This is a genomic window from Paenibacillus sp. sg306046 (assembly GCF_059821225.1).
In genome coordinates, this window is sequence record NZ_JCAMRT010000005.1 from 242,881 (window position 1) to 269,701 (window position 26,821).

Annotated in this window: 13 protein-coding genes; 2 read left to right on the top strand and 11 right to left on the bottom strand. The window is 58.1% G+C overall.

What is annotated here, in order from left to right; all coding sequences use genetic code 11:
- Positions 1-100: 100 nt before the first annotated feature.
- A complete protein-coding gene (locus AC6ROY_RS07465; protein ID WP_500099562.1) occupies positions 101-1,012 on the bottom strand; it encodes an SDR family oxidoreductase in 912 nt (303 codons plus the stop codon).
- Between the two features lie 153 nt (positions 1,013-1,165).
- Positions 1,166-1,732 carry a DJ-1/PfpI family protein gene (locus AC6ROY_RS07470; RefSeq protein ID WP_500099564.1) on the bottom strand — a complete coding sequence of 189 codons (567 nt, stop codon included), beginning with the start codon at positions 1,730-1,732 and terminating at the stop codon, positions 1,166-1,168.
- Between the two features lie 228 nt (positions 1,733-1,960).
- Between AC6ROY_RS07470 and AC6ROY_RS07475 the strand changes: the two genes are divergently transcribed.
- Complete coding sequence (locus AC6ROY_RS07475; protein ID WP_500099566.1) at positions 1,961-2,890, top strand: AraC family transcriptional regulator; 930 nt, start codon at positions 1,961-1,963, stop codon at positions 2,888-2,890.
- Between the two features lie 74 nt (positions 2,891-2,964).
- Here the strand turns inward: AC6ROY_RS07475 and AC6ROY_RS07480 are convergent, their stop codons facing one another.
- Positions 2,965-4,116 (bottom strand): Gfo/Idh/MocA family protein, encoded by a 1,152-nt coding sequence (locus AC6ROY_RS07480; RefSeq protein WP_500099567.1) that lies wholly within the window; start codon positions 4,114-4,116, stop codon positions 2,965-2,967.
- A 270-nt stretch (positions 4,117-4,386) separates the two neighbouring features.
- On the bottom strand, positions 4,387-5,241 hold the full coding sequence (locus tag AC6ROY_RS07485; RefSeq protein ID WP_500099568.1) for a helix-turn-helix domain-containing protein: 855 nt from the start codon (positions 5,239-5,241) through the stop codon (positions 4,387-4,389).
- Positions 5,242-5,464: 223 nt separating this feature from the next.
- Here AC6ROY_RS07485 and AC6ROY_RS07490 point away from each other — a divergent pair, with 223 nt between their 5' ends.
- Complete coding sequence (locus AC6ROY_RS07490) at positions 5,465-6,853, top strand: family 4 glycosyl hydrolase (protein ID WP_500099570.1); 1,389 nt, start codon at positions 5,465-5,467, stop codon at positions 6,851-6,853.
- Positions 6,854-6,959: 106 nt separating this feature from the next.
- Here the strand turns inward: AC6ROY_RS07490 and AC6ROY_RS07495 are convergent, their stop codons facing one another.
- The 7 genes from AC6ROY_RS07495 to AC6ROY_RS07525 all read right to left on the bottom strand — a co-directional run bounded on the left by AC6ROY_RS07495 (position 6,960) and on the right by AC6ROY_RS07525 (position 26,755).
- On the bottom strand, positions 6,960-7,904 hold the full coding sequence (locus AC6ROY_RS07495; RefSeq protein ID WP_500099571.1) for a nucleoside hydrolase: 945 nt from the start codon (positions 7,902-7,904) through the stop codon (positions 6,960-6,962).
- A gap of 100 nt (positions 7,905-8,004) precedes the next feature.
- A complete protein-coding gene (locus AC6ROY_RS07500; protein WP_500099572.1) occupies positions 8,005-9,516 on the bottom strand; it encodes an ABC transporter substrate-binding protein in 1,512 nt (503 codons plus the stop codon).
- Between the two features lie 83 nt (positions 9,517-9,599).
- Positions 9,600-10,484 carry a carbohydrate ABC transporter permease gene (locus AC6ROY_RS07505; RefSeq protein WP_500099599.1) on the bottom strand — a complete coding sequence of 295 codons (885 nt, stop codon included), beginning with the start codon at positions 10,482-10,484 and terminating at the stop codon, positions 9,600-9,602.
- A gap of 16 nt (positions 10,485-10,500) precedes the next feature.
- The gene (locus tag AC6ROY_RS07510; protein ID WP_500099573.1) at positions 10,501-11,478 is read right to left on the bottom strand and encodes an ABC transporter permease; all 978 of its coding nucleotides are present in this window, start codon (positions 11,476-11,478) and stop codon (positions 10,501-10,503) included.
- 164 nt (positions 11,479-11,642) lie between these two features.
- Positions 11,643-13,256, bottom strand: coding sequence for a response regulator (locus tag AC6ROY_RS07515; RefSeq protein WP_500099575.1), 1,614 nt, complete (start codon positions 13,254-13,256; stop codon positions 11,643-11,645).
- Positions 13,231-15,003 carry a sensor histidine kinase gene (locus AC6ROY_RS07520; RefSeq protein WP_500099576.1) on the bottom strand — a complete coding sequence of 591 codons (1,773 nt, stop codon included), beginning with the start codon at positions 15,001-15,003 and terminating at the stop codon, positions 13,231-13,233. Before AC6ROY_RS07520 ends, AC6ROY_RS07515 begins: the two co-directional genes overlap by 26 nt.
- Positions 15,004-15,376: 373 nt before the next feature.
- Entirely contained in the window at positions 15,377-26,755 is an 11,379-nt protein-coding gene (locus AC6ROY_RS07525; RefSeq protein WP_500099578.1) for an S-layer homology domain-containing protein, read from the bottom strand.
- Between the last annotated feature and the right edge of the window lie 66 nt (positions 26,756-26,821).

The window sequence follows — 26,821 nt, forward strand, 5'->3', positions numbered from 1 at the left end:
CCGCTCGCTCCTTCAGTCCCGATCCGGCATCCTCCAGTTACATAGCCTGATTCCTTTACTATACCTGAAAGACTATACCTGAAAGCAAGCCTCTTTCCCCCTACCGGTAGCCCGTGACGTCGGCGGGCTTGCCGGCCTCGATCACTTCAGCCATGTACCGGAAGCAATCCGGCTGCGTGCCGTCCAGATCGCAGAACCCGTACACCTGCGCGAGCTGGCCGCTCGATACCGATTGCCCGTTCCAGCGCGCAACTTCTGAATCGCCTGCCAGCGCGGCTGCCGCCCGGCCTACGTACCGCGGCGATTCCGAGATGATAAAATGCGGCTCCTTCGCCGCAGCATCGCGCCAGCTTGCTTCCGTCACCCCGAAGTGCTCCAGCATCATCTCTGAACGCATCCAGCCTGGCGTCAGCGCAAGCGCTGTCCCCTGATGCGGCCCCAGCTCATGAGCCAACGATTTCGCCATACGGATGACCGAAGCTTTTGCCAAATCGTAAAAGATAGACACCCGGTAGTTGCGTTCATTGTATTCGGCTGTGCCGTCCGTCACCTCAATGACCAAGCCGTGCGGATTACGAATCAGCAATGGCAGCGCCAGATGACTCGTGACCAGATGCGTGTCCACGGCCAGCCGCAGCATGCGCAGCCCTCTCTCCAACGAATGCTCCCACACCGGAACCTCCCATTGGGCCAGCTGCTCCCCGCCCCATATATTGTTAACCAGCACATCCAACCGCCCCTGCTCCTGCTCAATGCGGGCGACCAGCGCCCGGACTTGCTCAGGCTCCAGGTGGTCCACCTGTACCGCAATGCCCGTACCTCCAGCCGCGGTCACAAGCTCGGCCGTCTCCTCAATCGTTTCCGGCCGGTTGTATTCTGACTGTTGTTCCCGGGTCGTACGGCCTGTGACGTAAACCGTCGCTCCTGCCGCTCCCAGCTCCACCGCGATGCCGCGCCCGGCTCCCCGTGTTCCTCCTGCTACCAAAGCTACTTTTCCCGTTAATGGTCCCATGATCATTACCTCCTCCTTCAATTCACTTGTATTGTAAACGCCAACAGCGCCAGCTCTTGTCATAGATTCAGGAGAACTTGGAATTAGAAAAAGAGCTGAGCAAAACCAGACCTGTACGCCTGCGTTTCGATCAGCTTTCGCTCACGACTTCGATTACCCCCTAATATCGTTCCATAATTGCTCCTGCTCTCCCCTATCGTCGTAAATACCTAAATAGTCGAACACCGCAAACGAAAAATCGACAAATGCGCGGCCTTTCGCTGTAATAATATGTCCGTCGCGCCATACACGCTGATCGACAGCGTTATGACGCGGGAACGGGTCCGCTACACCAAGCCGCTGAATGCTGGCGAGAGAGCAAGACGTGGTATATGTGCGGTGATCCAAAATACCCGCCCTCCCTAGATATTGCGGTCCGTTGCAGATCGCGGCCAGCATAACCTGCTCCTGATGAAGCCTGATCAGCAGCTCCGTCAGCTCCTCCCGCTGCTCGCGAATCGGCCCGCCGGGAAGTAGGATTCCTTCAATCCGCTGCAGCTGTAAAGCTTCCTTCACGGTCATCGCAGGCTTGTAGCCTAAGCCGGACTCGCTCAACACCTCATCCCGGCTGTAGCCTACCGTTATCACTTCCCGTTTGCCGATATTTTTAATCTTATGAAACGCCAGCGTAATCTCGAAGTCGGCAAAATCGTCCAGCATCAAAGCTAATAGTTGTCCCATAGCTGCGCTCCATCCTCTTATCCTCTTCTTCATGCTTCCAGACTGCCGTTCCGATCTCTTCCTCGCACGCCAACGGCTTGCCTGCATAAAAACGGAGGACGGCTTTCCTAAGCTCATCCCCCCGGATTGTTCAAGCCTAATTTTAGCAAAACTGCATGGAAAAAGCATTCAAATTTTTCGGAAATGTGATATGTTGAATAGTATCGGCAGCGGACGGGAATGTGAGCTGTGGCTGGAAAGGATGTGGCGCTGGTGTCGTATATTCAACCGATCCATCTGAACGAGCTGAAGCTCTTTTACGCCTATCAGCGAACGAGCGCCGATACCGCCCCGTTTCCCGGCGTTTTTCACGCGCATCAAGGCATGGAAATTTTAATCATACACGAGGGCAAGGGGACGCTGATTCTGGATCAGACAAGCTATGAGCTCACGTCAGGCATGATCTGTGTATTTCAGCCGTATCAGCTGCACCGCGTGCAAATGGAGTCGCGTACGCAAACTCCGTTTGTCCGCTCCATCGTTCAATTTGAGCCTGTGCTGTTCGAAGCGTATTTCGACAAGTGGCCCGGACTGCTTGCTTTCTATAAGCATATGTACACCAGCAGGCTGCCGTATCCCTGCCTGTACAATGTGGGTGAGCTGCTGCCGTTGCACACGCTGTTTCAGGAGCTGGAGCAGCGTCAGCCGATGCTGGGCAGCCAGGACGAGATGGAGGAATATTCCTTATTCCTCATCCGTTTTTTCCATGCCTTCAAGCTGCTGTGGGAGCAAAACAAAGGACCGCTCCACCAGGGAACGGCCCGCCTCCCCCACCAGGCCAAGCGTATTCTTGCCTGGCTGGAGGGACACTATGCCGAACCGCTGCGCCTGGAGAATATGGCCAGCGAGCTTCACCTCTCCGCCCATCATCTCTCTCATCTGTTCAAGGATTGCACCGGCTCAAGCATCTCGGACTACGTGATCGCCAGACGGATGCAGCAAGCCGTCAAGCTGCTGATGACTACCGATCAGCCGGTCTCGCACATCGGCGAAGCCGTCGGCATGTCCAACTGCTCCCACTTCTGCAAGACGTTCCGAACCCAGTTTGGCGTCACGCCGCATCAATACCGTAAGCAATGGCAGAAGCAGGCCGACCGGACGACCACTCCGCGCTTGTAAGCAAACCGCCGGACGGGGCCGCCGGTAAATGCTTCGCTAGACGTACTGCCAGCCCTTGGGGATCGGCGTTGTCCCTAGCTATACGTGCTGCCCGTCGTAATCGTTTGCGTCGTGAAGTTTTCGACCGATGCCGTCTTCTCATAAAAATGAGTCGCATGGGCCTGGACGCCGCTTCTGGTGTAGAACGGATCATCGGCGGCCAACGGCAGCTTCACGAGCTGTCCCGTACTGGCCGACTTGTAAATGGCCGTGATCAGCTCCAGCGTCTCCCGCCCGCTCACGCCGTCAATCAATGCCGGAGCGCCTGTCTCAATGGCCGTCAGCACATTATCGACTTGCCCGGCATGCGCCTCATACACCACCTCCGGCAGCTCGTCATACAACGCTTGCAGCTGCTCCTCCAGCGCGGCGTTGCGTGTCGGAAAGCCATTGGCTGTCGAGGAGGACGCCCGCACCTTCCACGGCACGGACACACGCGCTTGCTGTCCCTGGAAAATCAGCTGCTGCTCCTCGCCATGATGCACGACCGAGCTGGTCACCTGGCCAAGCGCTCCGTTCGCATACCGCAGCAGGCCAATCGACAAATCCTCAACCTCCGCATTATCATGCGACACATTGCTCATAAACGCCTGAACTTCCGCCGGACGGCCCATCATCCACAGCAGCGCGTCAATGTGATGTACGGCGTGATTCAGCGTCGGGCCGCCGCCCTCCTTCTCCCACGTGCCGCGCCACCACAGGTCATAATAGCAATGTCCGCGCCACCAGAAGGAATCCACCTGCACATGTCCGATGCTGCCCATCAGCCCGCTGTCCAGCACCGCCTTCAGCTTCATCATCGGCGTCCTGAACCGATTTTGGGCCACGACGGACAATAGTCGGCCCGTTCGCTTGGCCGCTTCGTTCATCAGATCGCATTCCTCCAGCGAGGAAGCCATCGGCTTCTCCACCAGCACATGGGAGCCCGCTTCCATAAATTCCGTCGCCAAAGCCGCATGCGTATAAGGCGGCGTGCAGATGGAGACGAGATCCACATCCGCCTGTAGCAGCTCGCGGTAATCCTTGACCGCCTGCGCGTTAAGCTGAAACTGGTCAATCCGCTGCTGCGCCTTCTCCTCATAAATGTCGCTGACGGCCACAATCGTACACCGTTCCGGAAATTGCAGGTACCCTTCAATATGCGCCTTCGATATCGCGCCTGCTCCAATAATGGCCACCTTCAGCATCTTGCTCCGCCTCCACCTATGTAATCATTCGATAGTTCCAGCCTATCAAGAAAACGCTTCCCATTGTGCCGTTACTTTGTTCAAAAATACCGCTACTTTGCGGTTTATGCTCTATCTTGGGACAAACGCCGTGAACCCGAAGGCCCGCAGGCAAACGGTGCCCCGGGAACCGGCAGTGCTTCGACTTTCGCCTTGCACTTTTCGTTTTTCGTCTTGCGCTTTTGCATCTTTCGTCTTGCATCTTTCGTCCTCCGCCCCGCCTGCTCGCGGCTACACAAATTGCGACGGCGGACGGTTGTAATATTTTTTGAACGCCTTTGAAAACGTGTAGGGGTCCGGGTAGCCGAGCCGTTCGGCGATCTGCTTGACCGAGTAGCTGCCGAGATACAAATATTCACGCGCCCTGTTCATCCGCAGCTGGTGCATGTAGTAGCCTGGCGTGACGCCGACTGTACGTTTGAAAAACGTAATAAAATACTTTTCCGACATGCCGATTTGCTCGGCCAGCTCGCGGACGGCGATTGGCCGATGCAAATGCTCCTGCAAATAGCCAAAGACAGGCAGCAGCACATCCATTTTACGGATTGCCCCTTTGCCGGGCTGCGCCGGAGCGGGTACGGTCTGTTCCGACCCGGCCGCCGATTCGGCCGCCTGTTCAATGATCCGCGACAGCAGCATCGTCAGACAGCCCTTCAGCCTGACGCTGGACGCAACCTCGCGGCTGCGGTAACGTTCGAACGCCCGCCGGAACAGCGCGGTTTCTTCTGCCAGGGCTGCTCCCGCCACGATGCCGGACAAGCCGAAGTCGTCCAGGATGCGCGGCCGGTCACCCAGGTCAAAATCAAAGTGAACGTACAGAAAGCAGCAGCCGTCCGAGGCGGCAGAAGCCGTATAGGGGACGGACGGGTAAAACAAAACAAGGTCGCCCGGCCCCGCTGTGCCGGAGGTCCGGTTCATGTGCAGGTTAACCTCGCCGTCCAGCAGCACCCACAGATCATAGTCGGCATGCTGCTTATCCTCGCTCCAGTAAGACGGATGCTGCATCATGTTGCATGAGGCGATGCGGAGCGTCAGATGCTCCGACAATTCGTCGAATAGCTGGAAGGAGCTCGACGGACGTCCCATTCCGGATCAGTCCCTTCTGTGATCAAATCATACTTTTTATACAGTCAGCGCAGTTGCTGTTAGTTTACATGGGTTTGAGCGAAGCTTCAATCGTACTTTTTGACATCAAGTTAAAACTACAGTCCATGTTCCTTTCACCCGTTCTCCCTATAATGAAGATGAAGTCAAGCAACGACGCCATGAAATCAAACTACGTAAACGAACAGCGGAGGGAAACCTGATCATGAGCCAACGTACATCTGAACATCCAAAGGTTGTTATATTGGGAGCGGGAAGCTTGTTTTTCGGACGGCAGGCGATCTGGCAAATGGTGATGTCTCCTTATTTAAATCGCGGCACGCTGGCCTTGGTGGATACGGACGAAGTGAGGCTGAACAAGCTGCTGACCTTGGCCCGGATGGTCATCGAGGAGGAAGGCGTCGAGCTGAAGCTCGAAGGCTCGACCGAGCGCAAGGACGTGCTGCCGGGCGCAGACTTTGTCGTGCTGAGCTTCGCGAAGGATACGGTGAAATACAGAGGGATTGATTGCGCGGTATCGGAGAAATACGGCATTCGCATGTGCTCCGGCGATACGATCGGACCAGGCGGCGTATTCCGGGCCATGCGCGAGCTGCCGGTCATCCTGGAATGTGTGGACGATATTCGCGCCCTCTGCCCGGATGCCTGGGTCATCAACTATATTAATCCGTCTGCTGTACACGGAATCGCGATTCATCGCTACGCGCCTGAGCTGAAAAGCTTCGCGCTCTGCGACGGCCTGCACATGCCGCATGTGAAGGAGCGGTACTTGCGGCGGACCGACGCCATCACCGAGAAGCAAGCTTACAACGAGGACATCGAGCAGCGGTTTGATTTTCGCATCGCCGGCGTCAACCATTTCACCTGGCTGCTGAAGGCCGAATTTGACGGGCGGGACATCGCTCCGCAAATTGCCGAATCGCTGCGCGTGGCGGCCGAGCTAGGAACTGACGGCGGCGACCGCGGAGCCAAGTCGATTGATAACGACGCCATCGGGTACGAGCTGTACAACATTTTCGGATTTGTGCCAACCTGCGTCGCCCATACGAAGGAGTATGTGCGTTACTGGCAGGGGCTCGGCAAGACGGCTGATGCGATTCCGCCGCTGCTCATTTGGGAAACGGTGGAGCGTTACCAGCGCCATGCCGAGATGTGGGAGCAAATTGATGAATTCATTAACGGTGTCCGGCCCATCTCCACGTACAAGACGACATTCGGACCGGATCACGCGACCGATATTATCGAAAATATGGTCGGCAACCTGGGCAAGCCGTATTATATCAATACGCCTAACCGCGGCGCGGTCAGCAATATGAGCGATGACGCCTTTCTGGAGTTATGCTGCGAGGTTACACTTGACGGCGTCAAGCCGCTCCCGGTCGGGGAAATGCCGCGCGGGATTCGCGGTATGCAGGAGCTGGTGCTGGACACGCATGAGCTGACTGCGGAAGCTGTGATCGAACGCAGCCTCGTGAAGCTGCGGCGCGCCATGATGACCGATCCGCTGGTCAGCTCCATCAGCGACGCCGATGCCATCATCCGGGAGCTGCTGGAGCAGGAAACAGAGATATTGCCTGACTGGTGGTACAGCTAATTGCCCGTTCGTTAAGTTGCACGCAAAAACAGCGCCCAGCCTGAACAGCCCTCCGCAAAATCGGCTTCTTCTGCGAGGGGCTGCCCTGGGCAGCGCTGCTTTTTTTCTACCGCCCGGCGTACAGCGCCAGCTTGGCGAACATATCCTCCAGCGTGTAGCGTGCATCGACGTAGTGGTACACACGGATTTTCCGTTCCTCCTGCTCATGCACGTAGCTCATGTCCTCGGCGATGCGCGGCGTCGGCTTCAGCTCATACCCGTACTCATGATCGTCGAGCAGCAGCGAGATCGCCGGCGAATCGCCCAGCGACCACGACTCGCCTTTCGGCCACGGCACATCCGGGAACGTCCGCCCTGTCCACTCGTTAAATTCGATCAGCTGCCTGAACAAGTAGTCGCCGATCTCACCGCACGGTTTAACCCGGTACGCCAGCTCCGCAATGCTGACGCGAATCGTGGTATACACCGTATGCGGCACCTGCCACAAGTCGATGCCCGCAGCGAAGACGACGTTGGCGGCATGAACATCGTTCATCAGATTGTACTCCCAGCCGCCTTGCGGCCAATGGCCGCCTCCGATCCAGATCGCCGTCAGCCGCCCGGCAATCGACGGCTCCAGCAAGTAGGCAGCAGCCAGATCGGTCAGTGGCCCGAGAAATACGACGTAGAGCGGCGATGGATCGTCGGCCAGCGCTTCGCGAATGATCGCCTGCGCGCCCTCGGACGGCTCGGGCGTTTGCTCATCCGCCAGCATCCTCGCAGCTCCCCGGTACACAGGCACCTGCCCCTGTAGCTGCATCAAGGCCAACAGCCGCTCGACTTCCTTGCAGCTCTCCTCCATCGTGGCGCCGACCATCCGCTTCATAAAGCTCTGTTCCGTCTGCTCGAACTGGGCGCCGATAATGCCCTTGATCTTGAAGCGCGGCGTCAGCAGCGCATGGACGATCGCGAACTGGTCGTCCGCTTCGTTTTTGGCGTCCGTATTAATCAGCAAGCGGAGCTTTTTGCTTTCCGGCACATCAAACGGCAGCCCGTGTTTTCTGTGGTCCATATCGTACCGCCTTTCTTATCCAATTGGATACTTCAGGATTGTGGCAATGAACTGAAAACCGTACCCCTCAGGAGCGGGTACGGCTTCAGCATCGGTTGCATTATTTCCCGTTCACCTTCAGCCAGGCATCGAACTGCTTCTGTTTCTCGGCGATAATTTTGTCCAGACCCGCTGCCTTCAGCTTGGCGTTAAACTCGCTCACGACTGCCGGATCAAGCGTCCCGCTTTCCAAACCGGCCTTGTATTGGTTCAATACGTTCGTCGCCGCCGCCATTTCGGTTTTCACCGGGTCCACGTTCCAGGAGAAGCCCAGCGCCTTCGATTTCATCGCGTTGTCATTATGCGCCTTCGTCAGATCCCAAATTTTCGGATCGGTGCCGTCCCAGACGTACGTCAGAAAGTTGTTGCCGATCTCCCATTGGTTGAACTGGTAGCCGCTTTGCTTGACACCGTCCGGCAGCTTGATGATGTTATCGGACTTTTTCACGTAATGCTTGCCTTCAATCCCGAGTGCCAGCAGGTTCATGATGTCTTTATCCGTGTAGAGCAGGTTCATAAACTCCATCGCTTTTTGCTTGTTATCGCTGTTTTTCGTCACCGACATCATAAAGCTGTTGATCGCATCGGCTTTTTTCAGCGGCTTGGACAGACGAACCCCTACCAGCGGCATACCCGCCAGGTTGCTTTCCTGCTGCTCGAAGCCCGGCTTCATATTGGAGAAATACGAGAACGCCTTGCCGGCCTTCACGAGATTCACGCCGACTTCCTGCGAGGTGGCGATGTCCTTCATGATGTACCCGGCTTTATACCATTTGCTCACGAGATCAAGCGTTTCCTTGTACTGCGGCGTCTCAAAGTAATTGACGAACTTGGTGCTATTGGACGGATCAACCAAAGCGCCCAAGCTGTCGCCGATCGAATCTACATTAACATTAAAGATGTTCGCCGCAGGCATGGCCGTATTCGTCTGTTGCACCAACGGCGCCATGCCAGGCTCCTTCTCCTTGATCGTTTGATACAAGGACTCCAGATCGGCCCACGTTTTGATTTTGCTCAAATCCATATTGTACTTGTCCACCAGATCCTTGCGCATCATAACGCCGTAATCGGCGCCCATATCACGCAGGCTGGAGACGCCATAAATTTTACCATCGACCTTGGAGCCGTTCAGCACATCCTGTCCCACCGCATCGACAATGCCTTTGCCGTATTGCTTCAGCAGCTCATCCATCGGCTCCAGCTGTCCCTTGGCGACCTGGCTGGCATAGTTGAACAACGACGACGACACCATCAAATCCAGCTTCTCGTTGCCGGCCAGCATCAGATTCGTCTGCTGCGTCCAGTTGGCGATGCTGATCGGAATCAGCTTGACCGTCGCATTAATTTTCGCCTTCGACAGCTTGTTGATTTCCTCCTGCACCAGACCGAGATCCGGCATATCGTTGAGCTGGATATACGCCAGCGTCACTTCATAAGGCTTGCCGTCTCCGCCCCCCGCCGCTGCGCCGCTCTCACCCGCCGGCGAATTGTCGCCGCCGCATGCGGCCAGCAAGGTCGATGCCGCCAGCATGACGCTAAGTGCCGTACTTGTGCCTTTCCACGCTTTCATCATTTGTTTATCCCCCTTAAATTTAAGCTATAGTATGCTTGTAATGCTGCAGGCCAAGTCGCAGAACCCGGAAGCAGCCGGTTTGCTTATCCTTTAACAGCGCCAATCGTAAGACCTTTGACAAAATATTTTTGGAAGAAGGGATACGCGACAAAGATCGGTACGATCCCGATGACAGCAATCGCCATTCGCACCGAATCGGTCGGAATGTTTGCGGCCGCTTGTGACGCGTTGTTCATCGAACTCTTCTGTAGAAACTGCAGGTCGTTGAGCATCCGGTTCAGCAGATTTTGAATACTAAACAGCTTGCTGTCGGTGACAAACACCATTCCGTTAAACCAGTCGTTCCAATACGAGATGCCGAGCATCAGACCAATCGTCGCCAAAATCGGCAGCGACAGCGGCAGCACGATTTTATAAAAAATTTTGAGCTCGCCCGCTCCGTCCATATACGCCGATTCGATGACCGGCACCGGGATCGAAGTGCTGAAAAACGTCCGGATGAGCAAAATGTAGAAGCCGTTCGTCAGCAGGCCGGGGATAATCAAAGCCCAGATCGTGTTTTTGATATGAAAAAACTCGGTGTAAATCAAGTAGGTCGAGACAAGGCCGCCGTTGAACAGCATCGTGAAAAATACGATAAAGCTGAGCGTCTTGCGCATCGGAAAGTCAGCGCGGGACAGCGGGTAAGCGAGCATCGTCGAGATCGCCAGTCCGGCGAACGTGCCGACGACTGTAATAAAGACAGTGATGCCATAGGCGCGAACCAGCGAGCTTGAGGTGGCGGCCATATATTTATAGGCTTCCAGACTGAATACGCTTGGCCATAAGGAGTAACCTTCGTTGATGATTGTTTTCTGATCGGTAAAGGAGGCCATGAACAGCAGCAGGAACGGGAAGACGCAGGCCACCACCATGATGACAAACATAACATGTACAAACAGCTGATTCATATGGTTCGATTTCATCAGGCACGACGCCTCCTTTCTAGAATAGGGCTTGATCCGGACTTTTGCGGCGGATGATGTAGTTGGTCACCAGCACAAGCGAGAAGCCGACAACCGACTGGTAGAAGCCTGCGGCGGAGGACATCCCGATGTCGCCCAGCGTCATCAGTCCCCGGAAAACATAAGTGTCAATGACATCGGTGGCTGGCTGCAGCGGACCGGAGTTCAGCGGCACCTGATAAAACAAGCCGAAGTCGGAGTAGAAAATACGGCCGATCCCGAGCAGCGCCATCACGACGATGGTCGGCGACAGCAGCGGCAGCGTAATGGTGCGGATTTGCTGCCATTTGTTTGCGCCGTCAAGTGTAGCCGCCTCGTAATATTCGCTGTCGATGCCTACGATGGCAGCAAGGAAGATGATGCACAGATAACCGACGTTTTTCCAGATGTTCACGATTGTCAATATAAACGGCCAATATTTCGGTTCGGAGTACCACGAGATCGGTTCAATCCCGAACAGCGGCAAAATTTGATGGTTCAAATATCCGTTCTCCACGTTCAGCATCGCTACGCCCAGATAACCGACGATGACCATCGAGATCAAGTACGGCAGCAGGATGACGCTTTGATACAGCCGCGACATAAAGCGGTTTTTCACTTCGTTCAGCAGAATCGCTACCGCAATCGCAAGCGCCAAATTGATGAGAATAAAAAATCCGTTGTACAAAATCGTATTGCGGGTAATCAGCCAGGCGTCTGATGTCTTGAACAAATATTCGAAGTTTTTCAGACCGGCCCAGTCGCTCCCCAAAATCCCTTTGCGGTAATTGATGTCCTTGAAGGCAATGATGACGCCGAACATCGGCAAATAGTTGTTGATGAACAAGTATAACATTCCAGGCACAATCATCAGGATCAGTGCCCGGTAGCGTTTGATCGTTTTCCAGGCTTGTCTCCATTTGCTGGCGCTTTTGACAGCCGGTATCCGGGTTTGCAGCACTTCGGTCTCGGTATTCATGCCGTTCCTCAACTCCTTCCTTGTATGACCTTATTGTAACCGATTGCATAATGACAAACTTACCAGGAATCCGACTTCTCACTTTCGATATTCCGACATGCCTCGTCTTGCGATCACAAAAAAACCACTTCCATCCGCTGAAAGTGGCTTCTGCTTCGCTGGCTCTACGTTTTTCCGAGCTGCTTCCGGTATTCCGCAGGACTCAGACCGGTACATTTCTTGAAAATGGTGGAGAAATAAGACAAATTCGAATACCCGGACGACAGCCCGACCTCGCTGACAGACACCTCCGTTGAAGCGAGCAGCTCCTTCGCATACTCAATCCGCTGCTGCTGCAAATAGTCGGAAATCGACATCCCGGTCTCCTTCTTGAACACACGCGTTAAATAATCGGGATTCAAATAAACATGACCCGCTATGTCCTCCCTGGACAGTCCCGGCTCCGAAATATGGCTGGTGACGAATCGCTTGACCTTATCGACGATCGACATATTGTTTTCCGTCGCATGCATGTGGTTCAGCGCCACTTCAATAATATATTGTACCCATTCCTCCAGCGCCGATACGGACCGGAGCGCTTCCTCCGGCTTCTCCGTCAGCAGATTGTCGGCGAATACGTTGCTTACTTGCAGGCCCTTCGATTGCAGCACGAAAAACACCCATTGCAGAAAGCCCTGGTAAAAGGTATGCAGGAACGGCGCGCGTACCCCGTCCTTGAGGTCCCTCAGCGATTGAAAATACGTCCTGACCTCCTGTCGCAGCCGCTCCCTGGCCCCCTGCTTCATCCACTCTGTCCAAACGTCGGCCGACGGCAGGTCGATGTGCCGCTCCTCCTGCTCGTCATCCTGGCGGAAGGAGACGACCTCGTTGATGCAGCTCACATTGTTCTCGTCCCGCCGGACCAGCTCGCCGATCATCGACGTGATTTGCGCGATCTCCACCGGCTTCCCCTGGTAACAGACCACATCGCAGGAAAAATAAGCGTTGCAGGAGCGAATATACGCCTCGCCATCAGCCTGCAAAGCGTCTGCAGACGCCCCGGTTCCGTCAGGGATGAGCGCAACCAGCATATGCGGCTTGAGCAAGACGACCGCTGCATCGGGATCATCCCGGCCGATTTGCTCCTCCGCCGCTTTGCGCAGCGCATACGTCATAATCTGCCGGTCGCGCTGATTCAACGGCTTGTACCATCGTACAAGCCGGATCAATACGGGCGTGAACCGGCTTGATGCCAAATGCTGCAAATGGTGCGCGGCCAGCTGCTCCTGGATTTTCTCCTCGATCGCCGGGATCGTTTGCTGCAGCAGGCTTTGCCAGAACCGTTCCTTCATCAGCGGCTTATGCGCTTCCCATAGCCGGTAGTAGTGCTTGTACGTTTCCTCAAACGAAAGCAGCTCCCGATCCTTTCTGATCTTCGCAATCGCCCGCTTCAGCACCTCCTCCAGCTCCTCATAATCCACAGGCTTGAGCAAATAATCAAAGCTGCCCAGCTTGATCGCCCGCTTTGCATAATCGAAGTCGGAATGACACGTCAGAAACACCGTCTCTGTCTGGGGAGAATGCTCGCGCACCCAACCCAGCAGCTCCATGCCGGAGCCTTGAGGCATCTCGATATCGCAAATCATCAGATCAATGCGCTGCTCGGCGAACACCTCCTGCGCCTGCTTCATGCTGTGAGCGGTAAACAGCTCCTGTACCTGCACCTTCTTCCAATCGACGCCGGCCTGCAGGCCGCGCACCGCGTGAACCTCATCATCTACGATCAACAGCTGAACCATCCTGCCGTCCCTCCTCGTTGTCATCAAAAACCGGCATACGGATGCAAACTCCGGCGCCGCCGTCCGTTTTGTTGTAGAAGGCAAGCGAAGCCTGCTGCGCAAACAAAAGCTGCAGCCTTCTGCGTACATTCCAGATCCCGATATGCTCGCCTTCATCTGTCGTCAGATTCCCCTGCTCCTGCAGCTGTCGCAGAATCGGCTCCGGAAACCCGTCCCCCGTATCCTCGATGCGAATAACCAGACGCTCGCCCTGCTCCTCCTGCTCCAGCTCGACCCGTACCTCAATATGCATGCTCCGGTCCATGTCCACCGTATGCTTGATTACATTTTCTACAAAGGTCTGGATAACAAGCGGAGGCAGCTTGCAGGCTAGCGCCTCCTCCGGCGCCGCGACCGCGTACGACATGATGCCGGGGAAGCGCAGCTCTTGAATGCGCAAATAATTTTTCGTATGCTGCAGCTCGTCCTTGAGCGTCACGAGATACGAGCTGCTGCGGAACATAAAGCGGAAATAAGCGACGAGGCAGCGGGTCATCTCTTGAATCAGGCGGTAGTCCTTCACCGTAGCCAGGTTGTAAATAATATTAAGCGCATTCAGGAAAAAATGCGGATTGATCTGCAGCTGCAAATGCTTCAGCTCGGCACGCTGGCGGTTCAGCTCCTCCTCGTAGACGTGAATTTTGAGATGCTCAATTTCGGTAATCATCTGATTGTAGGTCCGGTTCATCAGCTCAAATTCGGTGGAGGTCGGATATTGATCAATTTGCGAATTCCATTTGCCGTCGCCGAGCTTGCGCATTGCCTTAATGATCCGGTAGATCGGAAGCAAGAACACCTTGCGCATGAAAATGATGAACACCACAAGCAGCAGCAGCGCCGCAAACGAAATCCCGGAGGCGATGCGCTGCAGGTCGGGAAGCTGCTCCAGCACCGTTTTCTCCGGAATTAAGGCAAATAAATAAAACTCGCCCTTCCGCGAATGCTCAGCCATAACCAGATAGCGGGCTTTCCCGCCCGTCAAGGCATACGGCTCGCCGCCCGCCGTCAGCTGGATGCCATTGTTAAGCAAAATGTCCTGATGGCTCATCGGCTCCATCCGGTCGGTTGCAAGCAGCGACATGCCCGACGGCCCCAAATTAATGAGCTGCAGCGGGACGATCAGCTTGTCTGCATCCATCCATGCCCCTACATACACTTGTCCGGACTTGATGATATGATAAGCATAGTAATCCCCGTTCACCTGCCGCGTCGACCAGCGGTTCACATCCATTTTGAATTGATCGTCCTGAACGATCTGCTTGATTTCCGTCGCAATCATATCCCGGACGTCATACCCCTTATCCAGCCGCTGGGACACGAGCAGATCGTCATTTTTCTCCGAATAAATAAACAGCATATCAAGACCCGAATAATAGCTGAGGTCATTATTGATCGTGTTGAACAAACGCAGCTTCGCTTTCGTATAGCTGTTTGGATCCATGGTTTGCAGCCGGTCGATTTCGAGCAAGTCCATATTGGTCTGGCTCATATTGATCAAGTAATTATCAACCTCCTGGAGGCTGCGGTCGATTTGCCCCAGGTACAAGCTGAGCAAATTTTTATTGGACTGGGCCACCTGCTTGCGCACCACATCGGCGGAATATTGGTTTACCACGATCAACACCACGATCAGCGGAAGGATCGTAACGACCAGTCCTACGGTGAGCTTAAACTTTAAAGAATTCAATGTAGCCCGCCAATTGCTCATCCTTGCTCGCCCTCTCCCGGTTTGAACGTATTCGCAAGCCAACCGTGCCGCTTGATCTGGAGTCAGGTTGCCCGCATAGCGCTTATCCATCACCCTTACCATATCAAAAACGGAACCAAGGCGGAAGAGCTGCCTCGGCTCCAATCGCCAGCATCAGAGAAAAAGGGCCTCCGTTTCCACAGTCGCAGTCGCGTGGAAACGGAGGCCCTTGCATTGTTTAGGCTGAAGCATGAAGCAGAGCTGGAGCTGCCAAACAGCCAATTGGCTTTGAGCGCAGCGCCGCCGCGCCTGCTGGCGTCAGCACGCTTGCTCATGCACACGCACATTGTCTCAGCCAGCGGAGCCGCTGCCCGTTGCGGGCAGCACCTCGCGCTTACTGAATAAGCGCGGCTTGCTGCAGCAGCTTCCGCACAATTGTAGCGACTTCCGCCCGGGTCATCGGATCGGCCGGCGAGAAGGCTCCCTCGCTTTTCCCCGATACGAGGCCCGCTTTGACGCTTGCGGCAATGCCGGCTTGCGCGTAGCCTGCAATCCGGCCCGCGTCGGCGAAGCTCCGCAGCAGCGCTTCGATCTCGCTGTCCGCCACCTGCACCTGCATGCCGGCTAGCTGCATCGCTCTGGCGATGATCGTCGTCGCCTGCTCCCGGCTGATCGAATCCCGCGCACCGAAGCGGCCGTCGTCATAGCCCGAGATCAGCCCGTACGCATACGCGGTCCGGATCGAAGGAGCATACCAGTCGGCAGCCTGCACATCGGAGAACGTGCTGTCAGCCATATCTGCCCCGGCATCCTCCAGACTCAAGCCCAATGCCTTCACTGCGATGGAGGCAAACTCCGCCCGTGTAATGCTGCGGTCAGGCTCAAACGAGCCTTCCCCTGTGCCGCTGATCATCAGGCGGGAGCCCAGCTCGCGAATCGCCTCCTGCGCCCAGTGACGCTCCGTATCGCGGAAAGCAGGAGCTGCCGTGTTCACAAGCGCAAACACGCCGTTGCTTGCCATGCTTTTAATCACGGCCACTTGCTGGCCGCCGGAGCGGCTGAGCTTGGCCGGTACAGGGCTGATCGTTCCGTCAGCCAAAATCCGCACCGCTGCCAGCTCCCCGGCCCCTCCCGCAGCACCGGAAAGGACGAGGGTCCGCTCCGCATAACTGTCAAATCGGTCCAGTTCGCCTACCGTATCCCCCACGGTGTAAGTCGCCTTGAACACCGTCGGCTGAGCAGCGAACACGTATCCCTGACGGGCTGCCGCCTGCTCAAGCCGCTTGGCTTGCGCCTCATCCGGCGCCGCAATTTCGATGCGTACGAGCGCTGACGGCTTGCCTGACTGGCGCAGAGCCGCATGATTAGCCAGCTCCGCGGCCGGAATTCGGTATGAAGCGGCTTGGCCGTTATCCAGCTTGAGCGCAGCCTCCCGGCTCGCCAGCTCCCGCAGCAGCTCGGCGCTCAGCTCCACCGTCCAGAGATCAGACGGCTTCGTGAAAACAATCGCCACTTCCGGCTTGTCGCCTTGCTCCTGCAGCAGCTTTTTCAGCTTGTCTTCCTGAACGGTCATCACCGTATGCGTGCGTCCATCCTTGGAGACGGACGTTTCCTGACCTGCCGATTGCGGCTGGCCATTCACCAAAATGTTTGCCGCCGGAGTGGCTTGAGGAAGCGCTCCGCCAAAGCCGCCGCCTCCACCGCCGCTGGCCGGCTTTTCCTTCGTATAAACCGCCTGGACAATGCCGCTGTCATTTTTGCCATCGGCCATCGCCATCGCTTTGACCGTCGCCGTTTCCTTCAACACGATCGGTCCGGCATAGACCGGCGAATCCTCGGCAGGCTCGCTGCCGTCCAAGGTGTAATAAATCATTCCGGCCGGCTCGTCCGTGACCAGCGTAAGCTTGATCTCGTCCTTAAAGGTACCCGTAGCCAGACCCGTTGGCTTCCCGGCTGTCTCTGCATACAGCAGCGCTTGCTTATTTACGGTAATGGTCCGGCTTTCCTGGCCGAGGGAAGCCGTCAGCCGCACCTGCCCCTCCTCCTTGACCGTGCTCCACACAAGCGACGGGCCATCGGTCAACGTATAGTCGGCGGTTACCCGATAAGCGGTATCCTTCGCGCCGAGCACAACCGCCGCTGCGGCCGCCTTCGCCGCATCTACGCCGTCGAAGGCGCGCAAGCGAGGATAATAACCCGCAGAGGCTTGCCAGATCGCACTGTCCAGCCCTTCAACCAGCGTGCCTTTGACCAGCTCGCCGGTGCTCAGGTTTACGGCCTTCCCTGGCGTGGATCTGACGATTGTACCGTTGCCGTCCATGTACGCAACACGTTCCTTGAGCATTTGCCGGTCACTGAACGCCTGTTCAATCGACGCGCTGTCCGCCGCCTGCCCGGCTATGCCTCCATAAAAGGTTTTCTTGTGAACCATCGTTCCGTTAATGCTGCCTTCCACCTGTCCGTAGCTCAGGACGTTGTCAATACGGCCCGATCGCGCATATCCGGCAATGCCGCCTGCCCGCGTCAAGCTTTGGCCTGTAATATACACATTGCCTGCGTTCAAGACGCCATGCAGGCTCCCTTCATTTTCCCCGGCAACGCCGCCCGCATTCACGGTATCAGCCGTGGCATGAATCGCAGCTGCGGAAAAGCTTTGTTCAATCGCAGCCGCCGGGCCATTCCAGCCCGTGATGCCGCCAATATTCAGCTCGGCGCCGTCACGCTCGCTGCTAATCGTTCCTGTTGCGTAAGACACTTTAATCCGGGCCGCATTTTGCCCGGCTACGCCCCCTACGGCAAGTCCTGCGCCGGAAATCTTGCCCTTGAAGCGCGCCTGCTCGATGCTGCCTTCATTTCGCCCGGCAATACCGCCGGCCACGCCATCCTGAATGACCAGCTCCCCTTGCACGGCAACGTTGTTGATCGTCGCCGTCGTCTTGCCGACGATTCCGCCGATGTAGGACGAGCCTTTCACCTTCACTTCGCCAAGCTCCACATCGCTGACCGCAAAAGCCGTTTCCGGCACGATGCCTGCCGCGGCTCCGCCTGTCGCTTCCACCGAAACCATCTCCGCGCGAATGCCGCTGACCGGGCCTGTTACCGCTCCGGCCATGCCGCCGAGCGCACTTTCGCCCTTGACCGTCACGTTAGCAGCTACGATGTCCGACAGCCCGGACGCCTCGCCCGCGATTCCTCCGGCGATTTGCGAGGCGGTGACCGTGATGTTGCCAGCTGCGATGTCCGATACCGCTTCGGCGTTGCCCGCGATTCCCCCGGCTTGTTGCGTCCCGGTGACCGTGATGTTGCCTGTGCGGACATCCGACACCGCTTCGGCCTTGCCCGCAATTCCCCCGGCTTGCTGCGCTGCGGTGACAGTGATATCGCCTGTCCGAATGCCCGACAGCTGCTTCGCCGATCCGGCGACCGCTCCGGCAAAGTCACCTGCTGCCACGATCTCCGTTGTGCCTTTCAGCGTAATGCCGTTAAGCTCGGCCGTCGTCTTACCGACGATCCCGCCGATGTAGGACGAGCCTTTCACTTTCACTTCGCCAAGCTCCACATCGCTGACCGCAAAAGCCGTTTCCGGCACGATGCCTGCCGCTGCTCCGCCCGTCGCTTCCACCGACACCTGCGCCGCGCGAATGCCGCTGACCGGACCTGTTACCGCTCCCGCCATGCCGCCAAGCGCGCTTTCGCCCTTGACCGTCACGTTAGCAGCTACAACGTCCGACAACCCGGACGCCTCGCCTGCGATTCCCCCCGCGTGCTGCGCTGCGGTAACCGAAATATCGCCTGTTCGGATACCCGACAGTTGCCTCGCCGACCCGGCGACCGCTCCGGCAAAGTCACCTGTTGCCACGACCTCCGTTGTTCCTTTCAACGTAATGCCGTTAAGCTCAGCCGTCGTCTTGCCGACAATTCCGCCGATGTAGGACGAGCCCTTCACCTTCACTGCGCCAAGCTCCACATCGCTGATTGCAAAAGCCGTTTCAGGCACAATGCCTGCCGCTGTTCCATTGGTCGCTTCCACCGAAACCTGCGTCGCGCGAATGCCGCTGATCGGACCTGTTACCGCTCCGGCCATGCCGCCAAGCGCGCTTTCGCCCTTGACCGTCACGTTAGCAGCTACAACGTCCGACAACCCGGACGCCTCGCCTGCGATTCCTCCCGCGTGCTGCGCTGCGGTAACCGAAATATCGCCTGTTCGGATACCCGACAGTTGCCTCGCCGACCCGGCGACCGCTCCGGCAAAGTCACCTGTTGCCACGACCTCCGTTGTTCCTTTCAACGTAATGCCGTTAAGCTCAGCCGTCGTCTTGCCGACAATTCCGCCGATGTAGGACGAGCCCTTCACCTTCACTGCGCCAAGCTCCACATCGCTGATTGCAAAAGCCGTTTCAGGCACAATGCCTGCCGCTGTTCCATTGGTCGCTTCCACCGAAACCTGCGTCGCGCGAATGCCGCTGATCGGACCTGTTACCGCTCCGGCCATGCCGCCAAGCGCGCTTTCGCCCTTGACCGTCACGTTAGCAGCTACAACGTCCGACAACCCGGACGCCTCGCCTGCGATTCCTCCGGCGTGCTGTGCTGCGGTAACCGTGATGTTGCCAGCTGCGATGTCCGACACCGCTTCGGCCTTACCCGTGATTCCCCCCGCGTGCTGCGCCGCCGTAACCGAAATATCGCCTGCACGGATGCCCGACAGCTGCGTTGCCGACCCGGCGACAGCTCCGGCAAAATCACCCGACGCCACGACCTCCGTTGCTCCTTGCAGCGTAATGCCGTTAAGCACAGCCGTCGTCTTGCCGACGATCCCGCCGACCTGGTTGCGGCCGTGTACGTCCAGCTTTCCTGTCGATATATGGCTAAGGACGCCGATGTTTGTTCCTGCCGCGCCGCCCACCTCATCGCCGCTGCCAGTCACCTTGCCGCTGACCGTTATATCCGAAAGGACGCCCTGCTCGGCATTCGTGCCTGCCACAATCCCAACATGTGATCCGGCTGCAATGCGCGCCTCCGCAAACACCGTTTTGCGAATTGTGCCCTGGTTGGTTCGGGTAAAGCCATAATGATCAAAGCCCGCGCTTGTGTAGCTGAGGCCGGTGATCGTGTTCCCTGCGCCGTCCCACGTTCCCTTGAAGACGTTAAACGGGTTCCAGAGCGCGCCGGACAGCGTCAAATTTTGACCGAGCGTCAGCTTTGTGATCACAGGCAGCTCGGTTGCGTTTTTATGAAATAACCGGTAGAAGCTCAAGTCGGCATCATTGACCAACGTCACGATAGCCCCAAGCTGTCGTTCGCTGGAAATCACGATCTCCTGAAGCGACTTCGCCTCCCGCATAAACGACAGATCCGGCGCAAACGTCCAGCTCGACACCTGCCGCAGCACCGGCTTGCCGCCATTGCCGCCCTCCAGGTAGGCCCAGCTCGCCTGGTCTGTCGTGAAATCAAAACCGCCAAGCGCCGCCTGCACGGTCAGATCAGCCTGAGCCAAGCCCGGCGCCGCCGTTCCGTGTCCGATGCCGATATCTCCCGCATAGTAGGAGCGGTTGACTTGACCATCACGGAAATTGTAGCCGATGAACGCGCCGACATACGAATTCGAGCCGTTCGCCCGCGAAGCCGTGCTGCCCGCAGCCGCATACACTTCGGTCAAGCTGCCATTGTTATACCCGGCAAAGCCGCCGGCATAAGCCCGCGTCGCGCCATGTGCGCCGACCGCCTCCACGCTGGCCGGAGCTGCGTAAGCTTTCTCAACAACCGCGCCCTGATCCAGGACGCCCGCGAAGCCCCCGCTTCTGGCATCAAACGCCGTGCCCGACACCGTCGTCATCGCCGCCGCTTCACGAATCGTATAGCGGCCGATATCTCCCGCAAAGCCCCCGGCATACGCGCCTGCCTTGCCGGCTACGGTTACGGAGCCTTGCGCGTAAGCGCGCTCGATCAGGCCGCCATCCGGTCCCGACGATTCCAGCAGCCCGGCGAAACCGCCTGCGTACACCGTATTGTACGGATTGTCACACGCGACCTGCAAGCTTGCATCAGCCGATGCCTGGCGAATCCATGTATCGACTGCCCGGCCAACAAAGCCTCCCGCATGCGTAGCCGGCGTGACGCCCGCATTCGCGACCGCGCTGCCAAGGGTCAGCTTGCTGCCCGCCTGGGCCTCGGTATAAGCGATCCGGCCGCTTGTTGACAGCCCGGCGACGCCTCCCGCCTGGTAGATGCTTGAATCAGAGGCGCTCAGCGCCGAGGTGGAGCTTCCGCTGATGATGTCCCCCTGGTTCCAGCCTGCAATTCCGCCGACATTCGCCGTCTTGACGCCTGCAGCCTCCACCGTCGTTGCAGCACTTACGCTGTACAGCGAGGAGGAACGGTTCACGCCGACGATGCCGCCCGCCGATACTTCCGCCAAGCGGCCTGTCCCGACGATCCGGACCGCACCGCCTTCAACCTTGGATAATGTAATGCCTCGATATAAAGGCAGTGCGTTGCCGAAATCAAACGCCGTGTCCGCTGTCGTCTCGACGATCCCCGCGATTGCGCCCGCGTAGCTTTCGCCCGATGCGGTGGACAGCGTCAGCTCCGGGGTTGCCGTCGATTTGTAAATGATCGAATCCAGGCTTTTGCCGACGATGCCGCCTACCGCTGCTCCATCAGCGCTCAGCCTGATCGTGCCGGTGAACGCGCCGTTCAGCAGCGCCGCCTGCTCCAGACGGCCGACAAGGCCGCCCACAGCGCCGACGCCCCCGGCTTCCGCCGAAATGACTGCCTTTTCAACCGTCACGTCCGACATATCCCAGCCGGCGACCGCCTTGCCCGTCTTCAAGCCGACAACGCCCCCAACATCGCCGCGGCCGGTCAGATCAACCGGATTGGCGACGCCTTCGTGCGCCGTCGTCAGACGTATGCCGCTCAGCTTATGGTCTGCGCCGGAGCTGCCCACAACTCCTCCGGCGCTGCTGCCCGAGCCGGAGCCGTTGATCGTTCCGCCGCGCAGCGTCATGGCGGCGGCCGTCAGGCTGCCTGACGGAGCATGGCCGACGACGCCGCCCACCGCGGCCCCGCTCGCGCTGGAGCCGATCGCGCCGGATGCGTCCACCGCAACGGCTACCTGCTCAATCACGCCTCGGCTTTCGCCCGCTACACCGCCAGTCGCCGTGCCGCCGGATACTTGTCCCCCGGCCAGCACAGCCACGTCGACATCCGCGATACGCCCCTTGTTCAACGCCGCCAGCGCGCCAACCCGGCCGTTCCCGGTCACCGCAACCGGCTCCAGCTTGACATAGCTGATGACCGCGCTGCTGCCCACAACTCCGAATAAGCCGGAAAACTCAGGCTTGTCCACCCGCAAGCCGCTGATCAGCTGGCTTTTCCCGTCAAAGCTTCCCTGAAACGCAACCTGCTCGCTGCTCCCGATCGGCGTCCACTGGGCAGACTGAATCCGGATCGGAGCGGTTACCTCCACTACCTTGCCGGCAAAATCAAACCGCGGAAGTCCTGTCACCGTGCCGTTGACGATCGCAGCCAATCCAGCCAGCTCAGCCTCTGTGCTGATGTAGAAACGCGGAGCCTCCTTGTTTTGCGTATACCAGCTCAAATTCACATTCACTTCCGGCTGCGCAGGCACACCTCCGCCGCCCGCTTCCAGCACCAGCTCGGGGTAGCGATACTCCGCATTCGGCGAGCCGTATTTCCATATTTTGTTTTGGCTGCTGAAATCCCAGCGGGATAACGCGGTGAACGTCTCCCGGTCTGCCAGACTGGCTGACAGCACAGGCGACAGACGCATATACAGCTTCAGCTCATAATACGTGCCGCCCGCAAAATCCAGCAGACCACTGTTGATCCCCAGCTGTTCATCCTTCAAATAGTAGCTGTTTTCCAGCAGCTCCTTGCTGGCCGAGTCGTACCGGCCGGCGAAGGCGCCGGCATAAGCTCCGTTTTGTGCCGAAACTTGTCCGGCCGAATAGCTGTCCTTGGCCGTACCGCCGGTAATTCGGCCGATGAAGCCGCCGGCGAAGGAGTTGGCGCCCTCGGCCAGCACCGGCTTGGCTGCATAGCTGCTCGCGATGCTGCCGCCCGCCTGCCAGCCGATCAGACCGCCGACGCTTGCGTAGTCGCCGCGGACCGTAACGGCCGACGAGGTGTACGACCGTTCCACCGCGCCGCTGTTTTTACCGATTAATCCTCCCAGATAGCCGTCGCCCGCCTGAGTGCCGCTAACGTCGGCTACCAGGTCCTGATTCATATAGGAGGAGGAAACAAGTCCGGTATTTTCGCCGACAAGTCCGCCTGCTGCCGTCAAGCTGCCGCCCGCGGTCAGGGACGCATTCGAGAATGAATAGTAGACGGTTTTGGCATTCAATCCGATCAAGCCGCCGACCTTGTTTTGACTGCCCTGGGCGATGACCCGGAAGCCGTCGGAAATGCTCGTATTGGCGATTATCGAACGATTTTCTCCCACAAGACCGCCGACCTTGGAATCCGCTGCGCTCACCGTCAAGCTGCCGATGCTCCGGTTGTTCTGCAGGGAGCCCGCTGTCGTCTTCGGATCGCCGTTGTCCATCCCGCCGTCCCGGGTATCGTTCAGACCGATCAGTCCGCCAAGCGTGGATTGGCCGGAGGACGCGCCTGCTGCGATATGCATGTCCGCCATGTAGTTATCCGCAACAATCGCGGTCGCCGACCCTTTATGGTAGCCCGCCAGTCCGCCTGCCGTGGACTGCGGCGCGCTGTCGGTCAGCTTCACGCCTGCGGCCACCAGGCTGCGGACCGGGGTCGTTTCATTCCAGCCGATAATCCCGCCCGCCGTCGTGCCGCTTGCCGTTTCAAGCACGTGAATCAGCACCTGCTCAAGATTAGTATCCTGCGCGTTCCCGCTGATCACAGCGTTTGTCGTCTTGCCTGCGAAGCCGCCGACAAGCGAGCCCGCCCCGCTGATCTTGAGGATCGCATACTCTCCCTCTGGAGCAGTGACGGAGGAACCCGTCAGCTCCGCTTCGGTATAACCGACCAACCCGCCTGCGCGCGAATTGGCGCCGGTGACAGTGATAAGCGGCTGCAGCACGCGGCTGCTCTTGATCGTTCCACCCGCTCCCGTCGCTTCCCCGACGAGACCTCCGACCGTGGAGCTTGCGCCGCTGACCGTCAGGACAGGCTTGTCGCTGATGGTTGCTTCCAGCGCTGAGCGGATGCTTTGACCGGCAATGCCTCCCGCGAGGCTGCTTTCGCCCGAAGCAGTGAGCTGCAGATCAGCAAGCGCCGCGTCCTGCCCGTTTCCGGTCAGAGCCGCATTCTCCAGAATCCCGACGATGCCTCCGGCTACCGATTGCCGGCCGCTGATCGCAAGCTTCGGGTTGCGCTCCCCTGCGTTGATCACCTTCACATCCCGGATCGCGCCGGTGCTGCGGCCGACAAGCAAGCCAGCGACACTGCGCGGTCCTTCAGCGGAAATGTCCGGATTGCGGATCGCAAGGCCGTCAAGCGTCCCGGCGTTTTCTCCGATCATCCCGCCTGCCATGGTTTCGGCCCCGGTGGCGACAAGCTTGATTTCATCCATTTGCGGTACATTGGCGGCAGTCAGCGCCGCGCTGTTTCTGCCGAACACGCCGCCGATGCGGGCGTCATCCCCGCTCGATTGCAGCGTCAGCTCCGCAGCCTCGGTCAGAGGCATCGCCATATACACCCGGCTCGAATGATTTTCACCTGCCGCTCCCCCGAGACTCGTTTTGTCTCCGGCAGCTATCACACTTACATGCTTGACCACAATCGGCGAGGCTTCGCTTCCGAGAACGGCGGTCAGCGCCGCTTCCCCGACGACGCCGCCCACTCGGCCTGCAAGCCCGTCTTGCCCTTGCGCGCGGATGCCGATATAGGCAGGCGTGGAGGTCTGGATGCTCCCGGCCGCATAACCGGCGATTCCGCCTGCGGCTCCTGTCGAAGTGACGGACGCCGGACTTGCGGCGCTGTTTCCAGCCTTCGCGTTGGAAATTGTCCCGGCTCCCTGGTAACCGACGATCCCGCCGGTATACGTGTATTCTCCGCCATCAACGGCCAATGTCCCGGTAAAGGCAACGTTGTCCAGGCTGGCGGCCTGCTCGTGAAGCCCGACAATACCGCCGGTATACACGCCGGAGGCAACGTCTGTATGCTGCGCCGCTGCGCCTGTTACGGTAATTGTCTTGCCGTACGATTCGCCTGCAAAAGAGATCCCCGCTCCGGCAGCCGCGGCCTTGCCGATGTAACCGCCGGTATACAGCGCCTTGTCGCCCGTAACCGTCACATTCCCTGTGCTGGACACGTTATTGGCTGCCTTCGTGTAAGCTCCGTAGGCGACAATACCGCCCGTATAGACGTCCGACTTGCCTGTTACCACGAGGTCGCCGTTGTTCGCGTACGCTCCGGCCTGCGTGCTGTTGAAGGCCAACTGCCCGCCCGAGGCTCCAAAGAGACCTCCGGTATACATCGGGGAGGCGCTGCCCGCTACCGTCAGCTTCCCTTGATTTTTGAGCTGGAAGCCAGCTGCAGCGGATACGCTGCCGTCCACATAACCGGCAATCGAGCCTGTATAGGTAGTCTCCGTACCTGCCGCAGTCGCTTCAATAGCGACCGTGTTCGTGAAATTGCGGTTCAAGGTCAGATTGCCCTTGACGCGGCCAACCAGACCGCCGGTATACATGTTATCCTTCGCCTGATGAACAACCAGGCCGGAGTTCACGTAGTTAAAATCAAGTACAAGCTCCTTGTCAATCAAGCCGGCCAGCGAGCCGGCATACGACTCGGTCGCATTCGGAGCGTTGACCCGCACCTGACCGGAGTTCGCGGTCTGATCCGAGAACGTAACTACGGCCGTTGCAGCCAGCCGTCCCATCACGCCGCCGCTATAGGCGCTTGTCCCGTCAGCGGTGACACTTCCGCTGTTCGTAATCGCCGTATGGCCCTCCGCCATGCTCAGGCTGGAACCGGCCTGGCCGACGATTCCGCCCGCTGCGGCAGCTCCGGTGGCGCTAGAGGAAATCGCGGCCGTATTGGCTGCCGTCTTCAACGTCAGTCCCCCTTCGACCAGCCCCATAATCCCGCCCGCGCCCGCCTGGTACGTGATGCCGGTAACGGTAACCGAACCGTTGTTGGTGGCATTGGAGATGATTCCGCTTGCCGCCCCGGCAATGCCGCCCGCATAACCGGCATACGTGCCGCGGGTCACGGTCAGATTCAGACTGACCGCTGTCGTGACATCGTAGATGTAGCTGTTGCGGCCGCCACTGCTCGTCATACGGCCGACAATGCCTCCCGTGTACGCTTCGTCCGCCGAGTTGATCGTGATTGTCCCCGACAGCGAGAAGCCGCCTACGGTCGCATTTTCCATGTGGCCGATAAAGCCTGCATAGCTGTACGTGTTATTGATCGTTATGCCGGAAAGCGCGAACGGCCCTCCGCTCCGGGCAATCAGCACGCCGCGAAAAGGGCGGCTCTGGGTACCGATCGGCGCCCAGGCATAAGCCGCCAGGCTCAAGTCCCGGTCGACCTCCAAAATTTTTCCCTGAAAATCTGTCGTCCCGTCATTCACGAGCTTGGCGACCCCCGCCAGCTTCTCCGGAGAATCAATCGTGAACGTCGTGTAGTTCGCATAGTTGTCATACCAGGCCGTGTCGGCATGGTCCGTCCAGCTCTCGGTGTCGGCTTGCACAAGCCACGTACCACACACCAGCAGTAACGGCAGCAGTATCAGGATGCCGAGCCTAAAGCTTTTACGCTGAAAAGCTTTATTCATGAAAATGATCCTCCCCACTCATCGTACCAGCTCCAGCCTGGCGGCGATTGGCGCATGCCGCAGACT